Origin of the sequence: Xanthomonas sp. D-109, from assembly GCF_017746095.1 — a bacterium.
Taxonomy (GTDB): domain Bacteria; phylum Pseudomonadota; class Gammaproteobacteria; order Xanthomonadales; family Xanthomonadaceae; genus Xanthomonas_A; species Xanthomonas_A sacchari.
The window spans coordinates 192214-214234 of the sequence record NZ_JAGHWV010000008.1; the positions used below are offsets into that span (position 1 = coordinate 192214).

Here is a 22021-nt window from a genome sequence, read left to right on the forward strand (position 1 = left end):
AGGCATGACCCGACGTTTCCAGAGCTACATCGACGGCCGCTGGGTGGCCGGCGACGACCTCGCCCCCGACGAGAATCCGTCCGACCTGTCGGCACCGGTCGGCGAAGCCGGCAGCCTCGACGCGGCCACGGTGCGCGAGGCGATCGCCGCCGCCAACGCGGCGCAGTCGGCGTGGGCCGCGAGCACCCCGCAGCAGCGCGCCGACGCGCTGGACGCGGTCGGCAGCGAGATCCTGGCGCGCAAGCAGGAACTGGGCGCGCTGCTGGCCTCGGAAGAGGGCAAGACCTTGCCGGAGAGCATCGGCGAGGCGGCGCGCGCCGGGCAGATCTTCAAGTTCTTCGCCGGCGAGGCGCTGCGCATTCCCGGCGAGACGCTGGCCTCCACCCGGCCCGGGGTCAACGTCGAGATCACCCGCGAGCCGGTCGGCACGGTCGGCATCATCGCGCCGTGGAATTTCCCGCTGGCGATCCCGGCGTGGAAGATCGCGCCGGCGCTGGCCTACGGCAACACGGTGGTGTTCAAGCCGGCGGAGATCGTGCCCGGCTGCGCCTGGGCGCTGGCCGAGATCCTCAGCCGCGCCGGCCTGCCCGACGGCGCGTTCAACCTGGTGCTCGGCAGCGGCAGCACGGTCGGCCAGGCGCTGGTCGGCGAGCGCGGCATCGATGCGCTGAGCTTCACCGGCTCGGTGCCCACCGGCAACCGGCTGCTGCGCCAGGCCGCCGAGCGCGGGCTGAAGATCCAGTTGGAGATGGGCGGCAAGAATCCGCTGGTGGTGCTGGCCGACGCCGACCTGGACCTGGCGGCGGAGATCGCGGTCAACGGCGCCTACTTCTCCACCGGCCAGCGCTGCACCGCGTCGAGCCGGCTGATCGTCGAACGCGCAGTGCACGACGACTTCGTCGCACGTGTGCGCACGCGCCTGGCCGCGCTGAAGATCGGCCATGCGCTGGAGCCGGGCGTGGACATCGGGCCGGTCGCCAGCGCCAGCCAGTTCGAACAGGACCGCGACTACCTACGCATCGCCCGCGAGGAAGGCGCCGAACTGCTCTACGGCGGCGAGGCGCTGGAGTGCGCGCACCGCGGCTACTACCTGCGCCCGGCGCTGGTGGCCGCGCAGCCGCAGCACCGCATCGCGCGCGAGGAGGTGTTCGGCCCGGTCGCCGCGGTGCTGGTGGCCGACGACTACGAACACGCGTTGGCCCTGGCCAACGACACCGAATTCGGCCTGTGCGCCGGCATCGCCACGCGCTCGCTGAAGCACGCCACGCATTTCAAGCGGCACGCGCAGGCGGGCATGGTGATGGTCAACCTGCCCACCGCCGGCGTCGACCCGCATGTCCCGTTCGGCGGACGCAAGGCCTCCAGCTACGGCCCGCGCGAACAGGGCCGGTATGCGGTGGAGTTCTACACCACGGTCAAGACGGCTTACACATCCGCACCATGAACTGATCGAATCAGCGCACGCCGGCCTGGGAGGGTGGGCGGCGCGGCGCGGCCTCCGGGCCCGTCCGCCGCCAGCGTGCCATCAACGAGGAGGGGCTATGCACAAGCACACGTCGGGAATGCGGGCGCTGGGAATCGCGGCACTGCTGGGGATGGCGCTGGCCGCGTGTTCCGGCGGCGGCAAGGACGCCGGCAAGGCGCACGGGCAACTCACCGTCGGTTTCAGCCAGGTCGGCGCCGAGAGCGAATGGCGCACCGCCAACACCGCTTCGATCAAGCAGGCCGTGGCCGATGCCGGCATGACGCTGAAGTTCTCCGACGCGCAGCAGAAGCAGGAGAACCAGATCAAGGCGCTGCGCTCGTTCATCGCCCAGCGCGTGGACGTGATCGCGTTTTCGCCGGTGGTGGAGTCGGGCTGGGAGACGGTGCTGCGCGAGGCCAAGGCCGCGAAGATCCCGGTGGTGCTGACCGACCGCGCGGTGAAGGTGTCCGACGACAGCCTGTACGTGACCCTGATCGGTTCGGATTTCGTCGAGGAAGGACGCAAGGCGGCGCGCTGGCTGGTCGAGCGTTCGCCGCTGAAGGACGGCGACACGCCGGTGCGCATCGTCGAACTGCAGGGCACCGTCGGCTCGGCGCCGGCGATCGATCGCATGAAGGGTTTCAAAGAGATACTGGCCGCGCATCCGCGCTTCCAGATCGTGCGCTCGCAGAGCGGCGACTTCACCCGCGCCAAGGGCAAGGAAGTGATGGAGGCATTCCTGAAGTCGGAGGGACGCAACATCGACGTGCTCTACGCGCACAACGACGACATGGCGATCGGCGCGATCCAGGCGATCGAGGAAGCCGGCCTGAAGCCGGGCAAGGACATCCTGGTGATCTCGGTGGACGGGGTGAAGGGCGCGTTCGAGGCGATGCAGGCCGGCAAGCTCAACGTCACCGTCGAATGCAATCCGCTGCTGGGCCCGCAACTGGTGCAGGCCATTCGCGACCTCAAGGCCGGCAAGCCGCTGCCCAAGCGCATCGTGGTGGAGGAGTCGGTGTACACCCAGGACCAGGCCGCGGCCGAACTGCCCAAGCGCAAGTACTGAGGCCGCGCGCATGCATCCGCTGGTGCTGGAGGCGCAGGGACTGAGCAAGGCCTATGCCGGCGTGGCCGCGCTGGAGGACATGGCGCTGCGCCTGCGCGGCGGCGAGATCCACGCGTTGATGGGCCAGAACGGCGCCGGCAAGTCGACCCTGATCAAGCTGCTCACCGGCGTGGCCGCCGCCGACGCCGGGCGTATCGCGCTGGACGGTGCGGTGGTGGCGCCGGCGTCGCCGCAGCAGGCGCAACGGCTCGGCATCAGCACCGTGTACCAGGAAGTGAACCTGTGCCCGAACCTGTCGGTGGCCGAGAACCTGTTCGCCGGCCGCTACCCGCTGCGCGGCTGGCTGCGGCGCATCGACTGGCGCCGGGTCGAGCGCGAGGCCGAGGCCGGCCTGCAGCGTTTGGGCATCGCCATCGACGTGCGGCGCGCGCTGGGCAGCTATCCGGTGGCGGTGCAGCAGATGGTGGCGATCGCGCGCGCGGTCGGCGTGTCGGCGCGGGTGCTGATCCTCGACGAACCCACTTCCAGTCTCGACGAAGGCGAGGTGGCCGAACTGTTCCGGGTGATGCGCGCGCTGCGCGATGGCGGCATGGCGATCCTGTTCGTCACCCACTTCCTGGACCAGGTGTACGCGGTGGCCGACCGCATCAGCGTGCTGCGCAACGGCCGCCTGGTCGGCGAATACACGCCGGCGGAATTGCCGGCGCCGCAACTGGTCGCGGCGATGGTCGGGCGCGCGCTCGACCCGGCCAGCGCCGCGGCCGCCGCGGTGCGCGCGGCCGCGCCCGAGGACGCTGCGCCGCTGCTGCAGGCGCAGGGTCTGGGCCGGCGAGGCCAGTTGCAGCCGGTCGACCTGCAACTGCGTCAAGGCCAGGTGCTGGGCCTGGCCGGCCTGCTCGGCGCCGGCCGCACCGAACTGGCGCGGTTGCTGTTCGGGCTGGACCGTGCCGATCGCGGCCGCGTGGCGATCGACGGCCGCGACGTGGCGCTGCGCGGCCCGCCCGATGCGATCGCCCACGGCCTGGCGCTGTGCCCGGAAGAACGCAAGACCGAGGGCATCGTCGCCGAACTGTCGGTGCGCGAGAACATCGTGCTGGCCTTGCAGGCGCGCATGGGCCTGCGCCGGTTCCTGGCGCCAGCCGAGCAACTGCGCATCGCGCAGGGTTACGTGGACGTGCTGGGCATCAAGACCGCCAGCCTGGAGACGCCGGTGGGGCTGCTGTCCGGCGGCAACCAGCAGAAGGTGGTGCTGGCGCGCTGGCTGGCGACGCGGCCGCGGCTGCTGATCCTGGACGAACCCACCCGCGGCATCGACATCGCCGCCAAGCAGGAGATCATGACCCGGATCCTGGCCCTGGCCCGCGAGGGCATGGCGGTGCTGTTCATCTCCGCCGAGGTCGCCGAGATCGCGCGCATCGCCGACCGCATCGCGGTGCTGCGCGAACGCCGCCTGGTCGGCGAATTGCCGGGCGGCTGCGGCGAGCGCGCGATCTTTGAGCTGATCGCCGGGAGCGCGGCATGAGCGCCGCCGCCACACCCGACGCCGCCGTGGCGCGCTGGCCGGCACGGCTGCGCACGCACCCGCTGTTTTGGCCGCTGGCGACGCTGGCCGTGCTGCTGCTCGGCAACGGCCTGTTCGATCCCGGCTTCCTGAGCCTGCAATGGCGCGACGGCCACCTGTACGGCAACCTGGTCGACATCGGCAACCGCGCCGCGCCGCTGGCGCTGGTGGCGATGGGCATGACCCTGGTGATCGCGGTGCGCGGCCTGGACATCTCGGTCGGCGCGGTGGTGGCGATCGCCGCGACCGTGGCGGCGTGGATGATCGGCGGCGGCGAACACAGCCGCTTCCCGCTGTGGGCGGTTCTGCTGGCACCGCTGCTGGCGGCGGCGCTGTGCGGGCTGTGGAACGGGTTGCTGGTGGTCAAGGTCGGCATGCAGCCGATCATCGCCACGCTGATCCTGATGGTGGCCGGGCGCGGCATCGCGCAGCTGATCGGCGACGGGCAGATCCTGACCATCTACTACCCGCCGTATTTCTACCTGGGCAACGGCTTCCTGCTCGGCCTGCCGTTCGCGCTGTTCGTGGTCGCGGCGGTGTTCGCCGCCTTGCAACTGCTGCTGGGGCGCACCGCGCTGGGGCTGTTCGTGCGCGCCATCGGCCACAACCCGCGCGCGGCGCGGGTGGCGGGCGTGCGCGCGCGGCTGATCGCGGTGCTGCTGTACGTGTTCTGCGCGTTCAGCGCCGGCCTGGCCGGGTTGCTGATCAGCTCCAACGTCAAGAGCGCCGACGCCAACAACGCCGGGCAATTGATGGAACTGGACGCGATCCTCGCGGTCACCCTCGGCGGCACGCTGCTCGATGGCGGCCGCTTCAGCCTGGCCGGCAGCGTGATCGGCGCGCTGATCATCCAGACCCTGACCGCGACCATCTACGCCTTCGGCGTGCCGGCGCAGGTGACCATGCTGATCAAGGCATTGCTGGTGTTCGCGGTGATGCTGCTGCAATCGCCGCGCTTCCGCGCCAACCTGCGCGGCTGGATCCGGCGGCCGCCGCCGCAGGTGCGGCCATGAGCGCGGCGGCTCCGCGCCTGGTCGGGTCCGGACTGCGCAAGGCGGCCGGCATGCTGCAGGGCGCGCGCCTGCCGCTGGCGATCACCGTGGCGCTGTTCGTGGCCATGCTCGCGGCCGGCGGGGTGCTCTACGACGGCTTCCTGGCGCCGCAGGTGCTGGCCAATCTGCTGATCGACAATGCCTTCCTGTGCATCGCCGCGGTGGGCATGAGCCTGGTGATCCTCAGCGGCGGCATCGACCTGTCGGTGGGCGCGGTGCTGGCGTTCACCACCGTGCTGTCGGCATCGCTGGTCGAGCGCCATGGCTGGTCGCCGCTGGCGGCGATCCCGCTGGTGCTGCTGCTCGGCGGCGTCTTCGGTGCGTTCATGGGCCTGCTGATCCAGCGCTACCGCCTGCAGCCGTTCGTGGTGACCCTGGCCGGCATGTTCCTGGCGCGCGGCGCCAGTTACCTGATCAGCGTCGATTCGATCCCGATCACCGACCCGCTGTACACCGCGATCGCGCAGGCGCGGCTGCCGCTGGGCGGCGACGCGTCGCTGTCGGTCGGTGCGTTGATCGCGCTGGCGATGGTGGCGCTGGGCATGTGGCTGACCCAGTGCACCCGCTTCGGCCGTTGCGTGTACGCGCTTGGCGGCAGCGAGGCCTCGGCGCGGCTGATGGGCCTGCCGGTGGAGGCGACCCAGGTGCGCGTCTACGCCTTCAGCGGCTTCTGCTCGGCGCTGGCCGGGGTGGTGTGCACGTTCTACATGCTGTCCGGCTACAGCCTGCATGCGCAGGGCCTGGAACTGGACGCCATCGCCGCGGTGGTGATCGGCGGCACGCTGCTGGCCGGCGGCAGCGGTTACGTGATCGGCACGCTGTTCGGCGTGCTGATCCTGGGGGCGATCCAGACCCTGATCGTGTTCGACGGCACGCTCAGTTCGTGGTGGACGCGCATCGTGATCGGCGGCCTGTTGCTGCTGTTCTGCCTGCTGCAGCGGTTGCTGACCCGGCGCCTGCCGGCGGCGGATGCGCTTGCCTGACCCAGGCCGCCGCGTGGCACCAGTGCGCCCGCGCGTGCGCGCCTGCGTTGCCGGCGGCAGCACCCGCTAGCGGGGCGCCAACGCCGCGGTGTCGTCCTGCAGCGGGGTGACCGCGATCCAGTCGATGTCCGGCGCGTACCGCGAGCGCAGCAGGATGTTGGGCGCGCGCTGCGAGATGTAGTGGACGCCGTCGGCGTCCGGCACCTCTTCGCCGGAGATCTGGATGCGATTGCGCCCGGCGTGCAGTTCGACCGGCACGCTCAGTTCCCACCAGTTGTTGCGGTGGAAGCTGTGCGGGAAGCTCGCCAGTATCGGCGGCGCCCCGTTGACGCGGATGCGCCCGATGCGGGCCAGCGGATCGGGATTGTAATGGCTCGCTTTTGACTGCTCGTCGTTGGCGTAGCGCAGGGTGAGCATGTACGAACCGGTGCGCGCGACCGCGACCGAGTCGAAGGTGAGCGTATTGCCGTTGCCGGGTGCGCCGCCGATCCCGGTGACCGCCTCGCCGCCGCTGGCGAGGGTGGCCTTGGTGCGCTGCGTGCTGCCGGCGAGCGTCGCCTGTTCGGCTTCGTAGCGCGGGCCGAGCACGGCGCCGGGGCCTACACGCAGGCGATCCAGCAGCGGGCGCTCGGCGCTGCCGCCGACCACGATCTTGTTGATCCCGTCCATCAGGAACACGCGCTGCGCAGGCGCCTGCAGCGGGTGGCCGTTGACGGCGAGCGACAACGCGCCGGGCGTGGCCACATCCAGCGACAGCGGCGTCAATCCTGCCTGCGGCGCATACACCCAGAAGGTGGCGGTGGCGCCGGCCGGCAGCGCCACCGCGCCGGCGCCGGAGACGTCGTCGCGGTCGTAGCGCGCCTGCGCGCCGCCGTCCAGTCTGGCGAGTTCGGCTTCGTAGATATGCGTGTCGCTGGCGGGGTCGGGCAAGGACAGGCTGATGCGATCGATCAGCGCATTGCCGTGCGTATGCCGGCGCCCGTCCGCGCTCGCGCTGGCGATGCTAAGCACATGGCGGCCCGCGCGCAGTGCGATGCGCAGGTCGGCGTGGTCCCACACCACCGGCTTGTAGCCGAGCGGCAGCATCACCTCGCGTTCGCTGGCCGCGTCCCCGTCGACGCGCACGAAGACATTGGTCGGCCCGAGCGCGGCGACCAGCGGATCCTGATTGAAACTGTTGGCGAGGATGCGCAGATCGTACACGCCGTCCTGCGGCACCTCGATGGGGAAGTCCAGGCGCACGTCGCGCGCGCTGGCGAATCCGCCGACCGCGTAGCGGCCGGAGGTGAAGAAGCGATCGAGCGCCTGCGGCGAGCCTTCCGGGCCACGCCGTTCGTAGCCGCTGCCGTGGTGCGCGGCGTCCTCGGCTTCGTACTGCCGCTGCCAGCGCAGTGGCGGCGTGCCCGCAGCGCCGCCGTGCGTGCCGGGCATGACCACCAGGCTGTAGGCCGATTCGGCCGCCAGCGCCGGCAACGCGCCATGGCCGAACTGCAGATCGATGCCGTCCGCGACGACCGGCACCTGCACGTCCGCAAGCAGGCGCGGCGCAGCGGCGTCGCCGAGCTGTCCGGTCCAGGAGATTTCGTGCACCACCACGCGGGCCTGCGCGCCGAAGCTGGCATGGGGAAGGTGGGTCAAGGAGAGCGTGGCGGGCCCGCTGCCGCCGCCGAACAGGACCCGCGCTTGCGTCTGCTGCGGGTCGAACGCGGCCACGGCCTGCAGGCTGTCGTCCTGCCCAGGATGCGGTGGCGTGACCGCCACGGTGCGCATGCCGCGCATCGCGGCATAGGCGTTCAGCAGCCACCACTGGCCGTTGCCGCGATTGGCCTGGACGGCCGAGTCGCTCAGGTTGCCGTCGATGTTCCAGTACGCCAGATCGGCATCGACCTTCGCCGCTTCGATCGCCGCCGCCCACTGCACGATCTGCCCCGGCACCGACGTGTGGTAGTTGAACGCGTATTCGTCGATGTTGATCGGCAGGTGCCGGCCGGCCAGCGCGGTGCCGGCGAACAGTTCCTGCTCCCAGCCGCGGAAGCGGGCCACGCTGCGCGTCAGCGACGCGGGATTGGTCAGCTCGTGCCAGGTGACCACGTCCGGCAGGGTGCCCGCGCGCAGCGCATGGTGCAGGAACCCCTTGTCCTGGTCGTACAGGATGCTGGTGTTGGGGCCGGCGATGCGCGCGTCCGGCAGGATGGCGCGGATACGTCGCCATGCACGGTCCCACGCGTCGAAATAGGCGCTCGGGTCGCTGCGCCAATCCACGCCATTGCAACTGTCCGGACCCTCCTGTCCGGGTGCGGCGGCCTTGGCGAACATGTTGCCTTCGGGCTCGTTGAACGGCACGAACACCACGTGCCGGCGGTACTCCGCAGGCAGCGCCTTGACCTGTTCGACCTGGCGCGCGATCTCGTCCAGATAGTGCGCCACCGACTGCGCACAGTCGCCCTGCGTCCAGCGGTAGGGGAAACCGCGGTGGATGTCGGTCATGTAGATGTAGGTATCGCCACCGGAGCCGCTAGCGATGGAACGGATCACCTCCAGCGCATCGGCGCCGGGATGCTGCAGCCCGTCCTGCGCCTTGGTCGCCACGCTGCGCAGGCCGATGCCCTCGACCAGGTTCGGGGACGGCAGGCGTGCGTCGTAGAGGCCGTAGAGACTGCCGGACGCGCCGCCGTGGAACGGGCCGGTGTCCTGCCCCAGGTCGACGGTGAGGCGATCGGCCGCGACCGCGGCGCCTGCCCAGGTGGCGAGGCAGGAGGCCAGCAACCGCGAGATGGGGGAACGAGCGAATGCACGCATGGGCGAGAGGTCGGCAGTGGCGCGGTAGGTCTGGCGGGGCGCAGAACAGCGCAGGCCGGGCCTTGGCGGCAGGATAGGGCAGCCGTCCGGCGCCGACCAATCACGTAAATCGGCCGCGCGATACGCAAACTGGAATGGTGCGCTGCGCACGCCGCCGACCGCGATGGCGCGGCGGCGCATGCCGCGTTGGGCGCTGGCGCAGCGTGCCGGCGTAGAATCCGGCAACCGCAAGCGGAGTGCCGACATGCTGACCATCTGGGGCCGCCACAACTCGAGCAACGTCCGCAAGGTGCTGTGGTGCGCCGAGGAGATCGGCCTGGCCTACACGTCCATCGAGGTTGGCGGCGCCTTCGGCGGCAACGACGCACCGGCCTATCGCGCACTCAATCCCAATGGCCTGGTGCCGGCGATCGAGGACGATGGCCTGGCGCTGTGGGAATCCAACGCCATCGTGCGCTACCTGGCCGCGCGCTACGCGCCTGGCACGCTGTACCCGCAGGATCCGGTGCTGCGCGCGCACGGCGACAAGTGGATGGACTGGACCACCTCGCGCTTCGCTGGCGCCTTTCGCGATCTGTTCTGGGGCGTGCTGCGCACCGCGCCCGAACAGCGCGATGCGGCCAGGATCGCCACCGCGCTGGAACAATCGGCCGCGTTGCTGCGCACCGCCGACGCCGCGCTGGCGCAGCAGCCGTGGCTGTCGGGCGAGCACTTCGCGATGGGCGACATTCCGCTGGGCAGTTTCGCCTATGCCTGGTTCGAGATGCCGATCGAACGCCCGGCGCTGCCGCACCTGCACGCCTGGTACCAGCGCCTGCAGCAACGCCCGGCCTACCGCAAGGGCGTGATGACGGCGCTGACCTGAGTGCGGCGCGCACGGCCGGCGCCTCTCCGCGGCGGCGGCGGCCATGCGCGTGCGCTGTTCGCACATGTGCGAGTCCATCTGACGGCAAGGAGCCGCCTCCCTTGATCGAGCCTCCCAAGATCGTGCTGTGCATCCCCGGCCCATGGCTGGATCGGTCCGACCTGCTCGCGCGCATCGTCCAGGACAGCGGCGGCTACCTGTTCGCCGGCCAGGTGCTGATGCACATGGACAGCGGCCAGGCGTGCGAACTGCACTACGAACCGCACGACGCACGCATGATCGACGCGTTCGCCGCTGCCGGGCCGCACTGGCGCGGCTCCGCGGACATGGCGCGCGTCGGGACGCACGCCTCGGTCGTCTACCTGATCGGTGCCGGCGGCTCGCGGGTGCGCGCGGAGGCGATGATGCGCGCGGCCGCGGCAGTGCTGGACGCCGGCGGCCTGGGAGTGAAGGTCGAAAGCAGCGGCGTCGCCCATAGCCCGGCCGATTGGCGGCAGCTGTGCATGAATCTGTCGCAAGGCAGTGCCCATCGCGCCTATGTGCTGAACATCACCGGCGAGCAGGTGCATTCCTGCGGCATGCACCAGTTCGGCATGAAGGACGCGATCGTCGGGGCGCAGGCGGCATCCGACCCGGTCGGTCTGCTGCACACCTTCACCTGCTACCTGTTCAACGAAGCGCCCGACGTGCGCGCCGGCCATACCTTCTCGGTCGCGGCGGACGCGCCGCGCTACCGGCTCCAGGCCGAGCCGAGTACCCAGTTCCAGCCCGGCGACCTGTTCGCCAATCCCTACGGACTGTGGCGGCTGACGCCGCTGTGACCGCGGGTTTCTTCCCGCATCCGGGTACGTGGATCGGGGCTGCCGTCGTCGAACGCCTGCGTGGCCTCAGGGGCGTCCGCCCGCCACCGCCGGCAGTGCGTCGCCACCCGCGCGGCGCATCACCCAGTTGAACAGCGGGGTGGCCATCAGCGTGGAGGTGATGGCCATCAGCACCAGGATCGAGAACAGGCCCTGCTCGATCACCCCGGCCTGCAGGCCGATGTTGATGATGATCAGCTCCATCAGCCCGCGCGCGTTCATCAGCGCGCCGATCGCCATGGCATTGCGGTTGTTCTCGCCGCTGATCCGCGCCGCGGCCCAGCAGGCGATGCCCTTGCCCAGGAACGAGGCCAGCAGGACCACGCCGGCGGCCAGCAGGATCTGCGGATCCAGCAGCACGCTCAACTCGGTCTTGAGGCCCGAGAAGGTGAAGAACATCGGCAGCAGGAACACCACCACGAACGGCTGCAACTGCTCGCGCAGCTTCTCGGTGAGCGCGCCCTTGGGCAGGCAGGCGCCGAGCAGGAAGCCGCCGAACACCGCGTGGATGCCGATCGCGTCCATCGCCCAGGCGCTGAGGCAGAACAGCATCAGCACCACCGCCAGCACGCCGGCGCTCAGCGGCTGGTCGGGGCGCACGTGGTCGGCCAGGCGGCGCAGCCAGTGGCGGCCGACCAGCAGCATGAACAGCGCGTAGCCCACGCCGCCGCCGATCGCCAGATAGGCGCTGCCCCAACTGCCGCCGAAGCTGGCCAGCACCACCGCCAGGATGCACCAGGCCGCGGCGTCGTCGACCGCACCGGCGGTCAGCGCCAGGGTGCCCAGTGGACTGTTGGTAAGACCGCGCTCGTGGATGATCCGCGCCAGCATCGGGAACGCGGTGATGGCGATGGCCGCGCCCAGGAACAGCGAAGCCTCCAGCAGCTTGGCCTTTGCCGAGAACAGCCCCGGCACGTGCAGCAGCCACGGCGCCAGCACGAACGCCAGCACGAACGGCACGGCGATGCCGGCCAGCGACACGCCCATCGCGCTGCGGTAGCGCGTGCGGAAGTGGTCGCCACGGAAATCGGTGCCGACCAGGAACATGTACAGGCCCACGCCGAACTGCGCGGCCACGTACAGCATGTCCAGGGTCGGCTTGGGAAACAGCGCCTGCTGCAGGTCCGGCAGCAGGGCGCCGAACAGCGATGGGCCCAGCGCGACGCCGGCGATCATCTCGCCGACCACCTGCGGCTGGCCCAGGCGCCTGGCCAGCAGGCCGACCAGCCGGCACACCAGCAGGATCACCGCCGCCTGCAGGAAGAAGTACACCGACATCTGCGGGGTGGTCATGGGCGGCCGTCCTGGAAGTGTCGGCGGATGATAGGAGGCCGGCGCTGCGAAATCCATGCGCGCGCCGCGTCACATGGTGGGGCGGGGCGCGTTTGCGGTATGGTGCCTCGCGCGCCGCGTGGCGCATGCCTGGTACACGCGCGCAGGCCGACACCGCAGGACGCACCGGAGGACGAAGCGATGAGCACGGGATGGACGCGGCGACAATGCCTGGGTGCCGTTGCCGCAGGCGCAGTAGCCGGTTTGCTGCCTGGGGCGGCCATCGCGGGCACTGCGACTGCAACTGCCGCCACTGCCGATGCGAGCGGTGCCGATGCGCTGTATCGGCGTGCGTTGGTGCTCGACGCCAACGCCCTGGCCTCGATCGGGCAGGTGTTCGATGGCCCGGATGTGCCGCAACTGCTGCAGCAGTTGCACGACTCCGGCGTGTCGGCGCTCAAGACCACGCTGGGCGGTGCCGCCGGCGACTTCGAGACCGCCGTGCAGGACATCGCCGCCGCGCAGGCGCTGGTCGACCGCTATCCGCAGCACTTCCTGAAGGTGCTGCAGCCGGCCGACCTGCGCCGCGCCAAGCGCGACGGCCGCGTGGCGTTGATTTTTTCCTTCGAGTCGGCGGCGATGCTGGGGGACAAGCCCGCGCGCATCGACCTGTTCCGCCAGCTCGGCGTGCGGGTCATGCAACTGACCTATAACCGCACCACGCCCTTTGGCGTGGGCTGCCTGGATGGCGACACCGGCGGCGTCACCGCGCTCGGCCGCGACGCCATCGCACGCATGAACCGGCTCGGGGTGGCACTGGATCTCAGCCATTGCAACCTGCAGACCACCCGCGACGGCATTGCGCTGTCGCAGCGTCCGCCGGTCATCACCCATGCCGGTTGCGCCGCGGTGTTCGCGCATCCGCGCAACAAGCCGGACGCCGAACTGCGCGCGCTGGCCGACAAGGGCGGGGTGATGGGCGTGTACATGCTGCCGTTCCTAACCGAGGACAGCCGCCAACCGCAGCTTGCCGACTACATGCGCCACCTGCTGCACGCACTGGAAATGTGTGGCGAGGACCATGTCGGCATCGGTACCGATTCGCTGTTCTTCCCGATCACCGAGCAGGACCGGCGCGCCTTCGAGGAAGACCTAGTGCAGCGCCGTCGCGACGGCATCGGCGCTCCGGGCGAGAACCGTTTGCCCTACCTGCCCGACGCCAATACCCCGCGCAAGCTCGAACGCGTCGCCGATGCGCTGCTGCGCCAGGGCTATAGCGCCCGCGTCGCCGAGAAGGTGCTGGGGCTGAACTTCGAGCGGGTGTTCGGCGAGATCTGGGCCACCTGACACCGCGGAACGATGCAAGGGCGTGCCTGCGGTCGTGTCACGTGACGCCATGCCGTCGTTCCACGCAGCGTTCCCGACCGTTCCAGCAACGCTGCGGCGCGTGCATTGACCGCGATCTCGCGCAGGTTCAGACTTCCCGCTCTCATACGCACCCGATCGTCCTGCCGCCATGGCCCACGCACCGCTGCTGATATTGCCCAACGCCCTGCGCGTCAGCGCAGGCCGGGTGCGCCTGCCTGAAGGAGTGGTCGACGCCGTGCGCTAACGCCGGCCATCGCCGATCCGCCGCAGACAAGCACCCGATGGGTGCTTTTTTATTGCCTGTTTTTCGCTGTTCCACCGTTCCGACACGCCAAGGAGAACGTGCCATGCACTACGCCGCCGAACCCGAAACCTAGCCGCATGCCCGCCTCGCCAACCGGGGCATGCGGCATCCCCCGTGTTGGCAATGCGGAACCTATCTCATGAACACGCACACCCTTTCCCGCTGGCGCAATCTCGGCATCATCGCCCACATCGACGCCGGCAAGACCACCCTCACCGAACGCCTGCTGTGGGCCACCGGCGCGATCCACCGCATCGGCGAAGTCCACGATGGCGCCGCCACCACCGACTTCTCCGAGATCGAGCGCGCCCGCGGCATCACCATCGGCGCGGCCGCGGTACAGGCGCAGTGGGCGCCAGCCGGGCAGCCGATGCATCGCCTGACCCTGATCGACACCCCTGGGCACATCGATTTCGCGATCGAGGTGGAACGTTCGCTGCGCGTGCTCGACGGCGCGGTCGCGGTGTTTTCCGCGGTCGACGGCGTGCAGCCGCAGTCGGAGACCGTGTGGCGGCAGGCGCGTCGCCACGGCGTGCCGATGCTCGCCTTCGTCAACAAGATGGACCGTGCCGGCGCGTCGTTCGATGGCGTGCTGGCGCAGTTGCGCGGCAAGCTCGACGCGACGGTGTGGCCGGTCGGCGTGCCGTTGCCGGGCGACTCCGGTTTCGACGGCTGGAGCGATCTGGTCGGCGGCCGTCTGCTGACCTGGGACGACGCGGGGCAACTGCACACGCGCGCCTGGAACACCGAGGAGGACGCCGCGTTCGCGGATGCACGCGAGCAGTTGATCGCCGCGGTGGCCGAGCACGACGAGGCGCTGGCGCAGGCCTATCTCGAGGAACGCGCGATCGACGCCGGATTGCTGCGCGCTGCCTTGCGCCGGGCCACTCTGGCCGGCGCCGGCGTGCCGGTGCTGGCCGGCTCGGCGTTCAAGGGCAAGGGCATCGAGCCGTTGCTGGACGCGATCGTCGACTGGTTGCCGTCGCCGCTGGACCGCCCGCCGGTCGCCGCCCGCGCCGACACCAATGCCGGTGCCGAAGACGGGCGCGAGACCTTGCTGGCGCCGGACCCGTCCGGTCCGCTGGCGGCGCTGGTGTTCAAGTTCGCACATACCGCGCAGGGGCCGCTGGCCTTCGTGCGCGTGTATTCGGGCACCTTGCGCGTCGGCGACACGGTGTGGACCTCGCATGCGCGGCGTCCGCGCCGGGTCGGGCGACTGGCGGTGGTGCAGGCGCAGCGCACCCACGACGTGGAGCAGGCCCAGGCCGGCGAGATCGTTGCCGTGCTCGGCTGGAAGGACGCGGTCAGCGGCGAGACGCTCAGTGGCGTGCAGGCGCGGTGGGTGCTGGAACACATCCGCACACAGCCGCCGGTGCTGGCGTGGCGGCTCGGCGCGGCCAACGCGACCGAGCTGGTGCGGCTGGGTCAGGGCCTGGCGCGGTTGGCGCAGGAGGATCCGTCCTTCCGCGTCGACAGCGATCCGGAGACCGGTGAAGCGGTGATCTGGGGCATGGGCGAACTGCACCTGGAGGTGATGGTCGAGCGATTGCGCAGCGAGTGGCACGTGGACGTGCGCACCGGGGCGCCGCGCGTGGCCTACCAGGAAACGCCGCGCGCGGCTGCGCTGGGCGTGGCGGCGCGGCTGTCCAAGCAGAACGGCGGCCAGGGCCAGTTCGCGCAGGTGGTGCTGGATGTGCTGCCGCGCGCGGATGGTGCGGTCACCTTCGTCGACCGCAGCCGCGGTGGCGTGGTGCCGAAGGCCTTCGTTGCCGCCACCGAGAAGGGTGCGCGTGCGGCGCTGGCGCAAGGCCCGCTCGGCCATCCGGTGGTCGGTGTGGAGGTGGTGCTGGTCGATGGCCAGGCGCACGCGGTGGATTCGTCGGACCTGGCGTTCCAGCGCGTGGCATCGGACGCGGTGAAGGCGGCGCTGGCGCAGGCCGGCACGCAGTTGCTGGAGCCGGTGATGGCGGTGGCGATCGACACGCCGGCGAACAGCGTGGGTGACGTGCTCGGCGATCTGCAGCGGCGCGAGGGACGCGTCGTGGCGATCGAAGAGCGCGGCTCCCGTGCCGAGGTGGTCGCGCAGGCGCCGCTGGCGCAACTGCAGGCCTATACCACCGCGTTGCGTTCGCTGACCCAGGGACGCGCATCGGCGAGCATGACCTTCGACGGCTATGCGCCGGTCAAGGCTGCGTGAGCCGGATCGCCTGCTGGCGATGCGGCAGGAGGACGAGGAGCCGGTTCGCCGGCTCCTCTTTTTTTGTCCGCGCTTGCGTTGGCGCCGCGATCCGGGCTTCATAGCCGGCCCCGATCGCCGGAGCCACCCATGCATCGCCGTCTTGTCCTCCTGACCCTGCTTGCCCTGTCGCCGGCGCTCGCCGCGGCGCAGCCGCCGGCATGCGCGACGCCGCTGCAGATGGCCGAGCACCTGTACAAGGCGCGCGATTTCTACTGGCAGCCGCAGAACCTGGACGGCTTGCTAACGCCATCCTTTGCGCATGCGCTGCAGGCCGACCAGCGCTGCGCGGCGCGCGAGGGCGTGTGCCGGCTGGACTTCGACCCGTGGACCAGCGCGCAGGACGGCGACATTCAGGGCGCGCCGACCTTCACCCTGGTCTCGGGCGGTTCGCAGGCCACCGTGGTGGAGGTGCGCATGGACTACCGCTTGGCGCTCGGCGGTCGTGCCGCGCGGGCGCAGTCGGTCAAGATCGAGCTGCAGCGCCGCGGCAACGGCTGCTGGGCGGTCAGCGACCTGATCGCGCCGGACGGGCAGTCGCTGTTCGCGCTGCTGACCGATCCGGAGGACTAGGGGCGCGGAGTGTCACGCCGGCCTGGAATCCAAGTCCTGCTGCTGGGAGAGGGGCTGGTGCGCCGTGCGGATGGCTGCATGCCGCCCTCAAAGTGCGGAGGTGATGGATGCGCTGGCAGGTGGGTCTATCCCGCGCGCACCTACCCTCACCCCAACCCCTCTCCCGGGGGGAGAGGGGCCAGGAGCGGGGCGGTGAGCTGGGCTACTGCAGCTTCAGCATCACGATCGCCTTGGCCGGCAGCGCCACCTGCAGCGTGTCGCCTTGCAGGCGGGCATCGGCGAACGCGGCCGGGCGCACCGCCTGCGGCTGGGCGAAGGTGTTGAGCGCGTCGATGGTCGGGGCGGTCAGGATCTGTCCGTCGACGCTGCGCGCCTGCACGCCGTCGACCTGCACCGCGATGTCGGCGCTGCGGTTGGGGTCCAGATTGGTCAGCGCCACGTACACGTGCCCGTCCTTGGCCCGCACCGCCGAGCCGTGCACCGCCGGCACCGTGTAGCCGGCATGCCGATAGTCCGGCGTCGTGATCTGCAGCGGCAGCGCGGTCGCGTCCTGGTAGGGCTTGTACAGCATGAACACGTGGTAGGTCGGCGTCAGCAGCATCCTGTCGCCGTCGGTGAGGATCATCGCCTGCAGCACGTTGACCATCTGCGCGATGTTGGCCATGCGCACGCGGTCGGCATGCTGGACGAAGATGTCCAGGTTGAGCGAGGCCACCAGCGCGTCGCGCAAGGTGTTCTGCTGGTGCAGGAAGCCCGGGTTCGCATCGGGCAGGCCCTTGTACCAGGTGCCCCATTCGTCGACCACCAGCGCGACCTTCTTGTCCGGGTCGTACTTGTCCATGATCGCGCTGTGCTTGGTGATCAGCTCGTCCATCAGGAGTGTGCGCGACAGCGTCTCGATCCAGGCCGCCTCGTCGAAGCTGGTCGAGGAGGCGCGCGGCGGCCAGCCGCCAGGGATGGTGTAGTAGTGCAGGCTGAGGCCATCCATGAACTTGGTGGCCTCGCGCATCATCACCTCGGTCCAGTGATAGTCGGCATCGCTGGGGCCGGGTGCGATCTTCATGATCTTCTGGTCGGCCGGCGCCTTGACGAAGGTCTGGTAGCGGCGGAACACGTCGGCGGCGTATTCGGCGCGCATGTTGCCGCCGCAGCCCCACAGCTCGTTGCCGACGCCGAAGAACGGCACCTTCCACGGCGCCTGGCGGCCGTTGCGGCGGCGCTGCTCGGCCAGGGTCGAGCGCGTGGGCGCGGTCATGTACTCCACCCACTGCGCCATCTCGTCCGGCGCCGCGTCGCCGACGTTGCCGGCCACGTAGGCCTGCGTGCCAAGCAGTTCGGTGAAATCCATGAACTCGTGGGTGCCGAAGCTGTTGGGTTCCTCCACGCCGCCCCAGTGGGTGTTGACGCTGGTCGGGCGCTGGTTGCGCGGACCGATGCCGTCGCGCCAGTGGTACTCGTCGGCGAAGCAGCCGCCGGGCCAGCGGATGTCGGGGACATCCAGCGCCTTCAGCGCGGCGACCACGTCGTTGCGGTAGCCGCGGGTGTTGGGGATCTTCGAGTCCGGGCCGACCCAGACGCCGCCATAGATGCCGGTGCCCAGGTGTTCGGCGAACTGCCCGAACAGGTGGCGCGACACCGCGGCACCAGGGCGGTCGGCACGCAGGGTGCCGCGCACCTCGACGTCGGCGGCCTGCGCCAGCGTGGCGGCCAGCGCCAGGCCGAGCGTCGCGGCGATCAGCGGCAGCCGCCGCCACTGCACCGCACGCTGCTTCAGGAAACGGGGCGAACGCATCAGGAACTCCTTGTCGAGTCGGGCGGCGCTGTCGCCAGCGTCGCGTGGAAGCGACGGCCGGCAGGCGGCCACGACGTGGCGCCAAACCGATGCCGCATTCGGGTGGCGCAACCCCGGCACGCGTCGCTCCGCGCCTGTCCCCGGTTGCCCCTGTCCCGAGCATAAAAGAGACGCGCAGAGCGGACCAATGTCCGAATGAGCTGCCGCCATATCCGAATTGCAATACGCGGCACCGCCCCTCGCGCAGCCCGGTCCGCGAGTGTGCGCGCTATCGCACAGCGCATGGCCGCTGCTCGCGCAGCGATGGCCGCGCCGCGCCATCGCTGGTTATGCTGCGGGCCCCGCGCATGCGCATCACCGAACAGGCTCCTGCATGTCCTCGCTCTTCGGTCATCTTCCCGACGGTACCGCCATCCAGCGCATGGTCCTGGACAGCGGCGACGGCCTGCGCGCCGAAGTGCTGACCTACGGCGGCCTGCTGCGCAGCCTGCGCCTGCACGGCGCGCATGGCGAGACCGACCTGGTGCTGGGGCTGCCGACGCTGCAGGACTACCTGCACGACCCGGCCTACCTGGGCGTGCTGGTCGGCCGCTTCGGCAACCGCATCGCCGGCTCGGCCTTCACCGTCGATGGCCGGCACTACGCGGTCACCGCCAACGAGGGCGCCAACCACCTGCACGGCGGCGCGCTGGGCTTCGGCCGGCGGGTATGGACGGTGCTGGCGCAGACCGAGCGCACGTTGCAGTTGCGCTACGACTCGCCGGCGGGCGAGGAAGGCTATCCGGGGAACGTCGCGGTGGAGGCGACCTACCGCGTCGATGGCCGCTGCCTGAGCGTCGAGTTCGTCGCGCAGACCGATGCGCCGACCCCGCTCAATCTCACCCATCATCCCTATTTCAACCTGGCCGGCGACGCCGCGGTGCCCGCCGCGGCGCAGTGGCTGCGGGTGCCGGCCGACCGTTACCTGCCGGTGGGCGACGCCGCGCTGCTGCCGCGTGGCGAGGTCGCCACGGTGGCCGGCACGCCGTTCGATTTCCGCCACGCGCGTGCCATCGCCGACAAGGACATCGCCGCCGATCCACAGCTGTCGCTCAGCGCCGGCTACGACCACTGCCTGGTGCTGGCCGACGGCCACGATTGCACCGCGCTGCTGTATTCGCCGCACAGCGGCGTGGCCATGCGCATCGCCAGCCCAATGCCGGCCGTGCAGCTGTACGAAGGCCAGGGCCTGGACCGGCAGCATCCGGCGCTGGGCCGCGGCATCTGCCTGGAGCCGCAGGGCTACCCGGACGCGCCGAATCAGCCGGGCTTTCCCGATTGCATCCTGCGTCCCGGGGAGGTCTACAGGCACCGCATCGTGTACCAGTTCGCCGAGGTCGGCCGCGGCGCGGAGTGGGCGGCGGTGGAGGCAGCGCTGGCGGAGCAGGGCGGCGGTTGACGTAGGGGACGTTGTAGGAGCGGCTTCAGCCGCGACCGGGCCGTTCCCGGTATCACCGGTCGCGGCGGAAGCCGCTTCTACGGGAAGACGGGGCCGCTACTGCGCGTGCCCCAGCACCAGCTCGATCACGAACTTGCTGCCGAAGAACGACAGCAGCAGGAGCACCATTGCCGCCAGGGTCCAGTGCACCGCCTTGACCCCGCGCCAGCCGTAGCGCCAGCGGCCGAACAGCAGCGCGCCGAACACGATCCACGACAGCACGCTGAGCACGGTCTTGTGCACCAGCCGCTGCGCCAGGAAATCCTGCACGAACAGCACCCCGGTCAGCAGGGTCAGGGTCAGCAGGATGAACCCGACCACGATGGTGCGGAACAGTAGCGTCTCCAGCGCGGTCAGCGGCGGCAGCGCGCGCAGCCAGGGATGGAAGTCGCGGCGTCGCAGCGCGCGTTCCTGCAGCCACAGCATCACCGCCAGCAGGGCGGCGATGCCCAGGGTGGCGTAGGCCAGCAGCGCCAGCCAGGCGTGCAGTTGCAGCCGCCAGTCCAGCACCGGCGCCGGCTCGTGGCCGTAGCCGTGGTAGGCCAGCAGCAGCGCCGCCGACAGCGGGAACACCACCACGCCCAGCGCGGCCATGCGCCCGCTGGCGCCGACCAGGGCGGTCATCAGCGCCATGCCCAGGCTGACCAGCGACAGCGCGGCGAAGAAGTGCATGTCCGGGCCGCCGGCGGTGTGCAGGGCGACCAGCACGTGATAGCCCGCGTGCAGCGCCACCGCCGGCAGCGCCGGCAGCAGCCAGGCCCGGCTGCGGTCCACCCGGTCGCGCACCACCGCGGCGATCAGCAGGCCGGTCGCGGTCAGGTACAGCAGGGCGGCAAGGACGGTGATGAGCATCGCGCCAGTTTCGCATATCGGGCCGGCCGCCGTGACGGCGGCGGCCGGGGATCGCCGGCGCGCCCGGCTATAATCGACGGCCGTTTCCCGTCCGCGACCCGCCCGCATGTTCGAATCCCTCACCCAACGCCTCTCCGGCACCATGCAGCGCCTGCGCGGCCGCGGTCGCCTGACAGAGGAGAACATCCGCGAAGCCACCCGCGAAGTGCGCATCGCGCTGCTCGAGGCCGACGTCGCCCTGCCGGTGGTGCAGGCGCTGATCGAGCGCATCAAGGTGCGCGCGGTCGGCCAGGAAGTGCTCAAGAGCCTGACCCCGGGCCAGGCGCTGATCAAGGTCGTGCGCGACGAGCTGACCGCGGTGATGGGCTCGGCCGCCAGCGACCTCAACCTCAACGTGCCGGCGCCGGCGATCGTGCTGATGGCCGGCCTGCAGGGCGCGGGCAAGACCACCACGGTCGGCAAGCTGGCCAAGCACCTGAAGGAAAAGCGCAAGAAGAAGGTGATGGTGGTGTCGGCAGACGTGTACCGCCCGGCCGCGATCGAGCAGCTCAAGACCCTGGCCGAGCAGGTCGGGGTGCTGTTCTTCCCGTCCGAGGCCTCGCAGAAGCCGGTGGACATCGTCCGCGCCGCCATCGCCGACGCGCGCAAGTCCTTCGTCGACGTGCTGCTGGTGGATACCGCCGGCCGCCTGGCCATCGACGCGGCGATGATGGAGGAGATCAAGGCGCTGCACGCGGCGATCGCCCCGGTCGAGACCCTGTTCGTGGTCGACGCGATGACCGGCCAGGACGCGGCCAACACCGCCAAGGCGTTCAGCGAGGCGCTGCCGCTGACCGGCGTGGTGCTGACCAAGACCGACGGCGACGCCCGCGGTGGCGCGGCGCTGAGCGTGCGCTACATCACCGGCAAGCCGATCAAGTTCATCGGCGTCGGCGAGAAGCCCGACGGCCTGGACGTGTTCCATCCCGACCGCCTGGCCAGCCGCATCCTCGACATGGGCGACGTGCTGTCGCTGGTCGAGCAGGTCGAGCACCAGGTCGACAAGGACAAGGCGCAGAAGCTGGCCGAGAAGGTCGCCAAGGGCAAGAAGTTCGACCTCAACGACATGCGCGACCAGCTCGAGCAGATGCAGAACATGGGCGGCCTGTCCGGGCTGATGGACAAGCTGCCGGGCATGGGCCAGATCCCCGAGCACCTCAAGCAGCAGGTCGCCGGCAACAAGGACGTGCCGCGGATGATCGCCATCATCGGCTCGATGACCAAGAAGGAGCGGCGCAACCCGGGCCTGCTCAACGGCTCGCGCCGCGCGCGCATCGCCCGCGGCTCCGGCACCCAGCCGGCCGACGTCAACAAGCTGATGAAGCAGTATCAGCAGATGGAAAAGATGATGAGCAAGATGGCCGGCGGCGGCATGAAGGGCCTGATGCGCGGCATGAAGGGCATGCTCGGCGGCATGGGCGGCCGCGGCGGCCTGCCGTTCCGCTGAGCCTGCA

At 70.4% G+C, this 22021-nt stretch carries 16 protein-coding genes; 12 read left to right on the plus strand and 4 right to left on the minus strand.

The features are described from left to right. The first annotated feature begins 4 nt into the window (after positions 1-4). The 5 genes from J7357_RS09025 (at position 5) to yjfF (ending at position 6130) form a co-directional block, all read left to right on the plus strand. Complete coding sequence (locus tag J7357_RS09025; protein ID WP_209245857.1) at positions 5-1444, plus strand: aldehyde dehydrogenase family protein; 1440 nt, start codon at positions 5-7, stop codon at positions 1442-1444. 97 nt (positions 1445-1541) lie between these two features. After that, positions 1542-2534 carry an ABC transporter substrate-binding protein gene (locus tag J7357_RS09030; RefSeq protein ID WP_244667385.1) on the plus strand — a complete coding sequence of 331 codons (993 nt, stop codon included), beginning with the start codon at positions 1542-1544 and terminating at the stop codon, positions 2532-2534. A 10-nt stretch (positions 2535-2544) separates the two neighbouring features. Beyond that, positions 2545-4056 (plus strand): sugar ABC transporter ATP-binding protein, encoded by a 1512-nt coding sequence (locus tag J7357_RS09035; protein WP_209245858.1) that lies wholly within the window; start codon positions 2545-2547, stop codon positions 4054-4056. After that, the gene (locus tag J7357_RS09040) at positions 4053-5108 is read left to right on the plus strand and encodes an ABC transporter permease (protein WP_209245859.1); all 1056 of its coding nucleotides are present in this window, start codon (positions 4053-4055) and stop codon (positions 5106-5108) included. The genes J7357_RS09035 and J7357_RS09040 overlap by 4 nt, the downstream gene beginning before the upstream one ends. Then, complete coding sequence (yjfF, locus tag J7357_RS09045; RefSeq protein ID WP_209245860.1) at positions 5105-6130, plus strand: galactofuranose ABC transporter, permease protein YjfF; 1026 nt, start codon at positions 5105-5107, stop codon at positions 6128-6130. The genes J7357_RS09040 and yjfF overlap by 4 nt, the downstream gene beginning before the upstream one ends. A gap of 66 nt (positions 6131-6196) precedes the next feature. Here the strand turns inward: yjfF and J7357_RS09050 are convergent, their stop codons facing one another. Beyond that, a complete protein-coding gene (locus tag J7357_RS09050; protein WP_209245861.1) occupies positions 6197-8929 on the minus strand; it encodes a cellulosome protein in 2733 nt (910 codons plus the stop codon). Positions 8930-9173: 244 nt separating this feature from the next. On the opposite strand from J7357_RS09050, the gene J7357_RS09055 reads away from it, so the two are divergent. Together J7357_RS09055 and J7357_RS09060 are read left to right on the plus strand one after the other, a co-directional pair. Continuing rightward, positions 9174-9794: a glutathione S-transferase gene (locus J7357_RS09055; protein WP_209245862.1), complete on the plus strand. Its 621-nt coding sequence runs from the start codon at positions 9174-9176 to the stop codon at positions 9792-9794. Between the two features lie 101 nt (positions 9795-9895). Next, positions 9896-10615: a hypothetical protein gene (locus J7357_RS09060; protein ID WP_209245863.1), complete on the plus strand. Its 720-nt coding sequence runs from the start codon at positions 9896-9898 to the stop codon at positions 10613-10615. A gap of 66 nt (positions 10616-10681) precedes the next feature. Here the strand turns inward: J7357_RS09060 and J7357_RS09065 are convergent, their stop codons facing one another. Beyond that, positions 10682-11947, minus strand: a complete 1266-nt coding sequence (locus J7357_RS09065; RefSeq protein ID WP_209245864.1) for a cation:proton antiporter — start codon at positions 11945-11947, stop codon at positions 10682-10684. 336 nt (positions 11948-12283) lie between these two features. Between J7357_RS09065 and J7357_RS09070 the strand changes: the two genes are divergently transcribed. The 3 genes from J7357_RS09070 (at position 12284) to J7357_RS09080 (ending at position 16407) form a co-directional block, all read left to right on the plus strand. Continuing rightward, positions 12284-13273, plus strand: coding sequence for a membrane dipeptidase (locus J7357_RS09070; protein ID WP_343237401.1), 990 nt, complete (start codon positions 12284-12286; stop codon positions 13271-13273). A 464-nt stretch (positions 13274-13737) separates the two neighbouring features. Then, positions 13738-15795 (plus strand): elongation factor G, encoded by a 2058-nt coding sequence (gene fusA, locus J7357_RS09075; RefSeq protein ID WP_209245866.1) that lies wholly within the window; start codon positions 13738-13740, stop codon positions 15793-15795. A gap of 129 nt (positions 15796-15924) precedes the next feature. After that, on the plus strand, positions 15925-16407 hold the full coding sequence (locus J7357_RS09080; protein ID WP_209245867.1) for a hypothetical protein: 483 nt from the start codon (positions 15925-15927) through the stop codon (positions 16405-16407). A 202-nt stretch (positions 16408-16609) separates the two neighbouring features. Here J7357_RS09080 and J7357_RS09085 read toward each other — a convergent pair whose 3' ends face one another. Next, positions 16610-18199, minus strand: a complete 1590-nt coding sequence (locus J7357_RS09085) for an alpha-L-arabinofuranosidase C-terminal domain-containing protein (protein WP_244667387.1) — start codon at positions 18197-18199, stop codon at positions 16610-16612. 373 nt (positions 18200-18572) lie between these two features. Here J7357_RS09085 and J7357_RS09090 point away from each other — a divergent pair, with 373 nt between their 5' ends. Further along, on the plus strand, positions 18573-19637 hold the full coding sequence (locus tag J7357_RS09090; RefSeq protein WP_209245868.1) for an aldose epimerase family protein: 1065 nt from the start codon (positions 18573-18575) through the stop codon (positions 19635-19637). Between the two features lie 96 nt (positions 19638-19733). On the opposite strand, the gene ccsA is transcribed toward J7357_RS09090, so the two are convergent. After that, entirely contained in the window at positions 19734-20528 is a 795-nt protein-coding gene (gene ccsA, locus J7357_RS09095; RefSeq protein ID WP_209245869.1) for a cytochrome c biogenesis protein CcsA, read from the minus strand. Between the two features lie 106 nt (positions 20529-20634). On the opposite strand from ccsA, the gene ffh reads away from it, so the two are divergent. After that, entirely contained in the window at positions 20635-22014 is a 1380-nt protein-coding gene (ffh, locus tag J7357_RS09100; RefSeq protein WP_010342245.1) for a signal recognition particle protein, read from the plus strand. Positions 22015-22021: the final 7 nt, after the last annotated feature.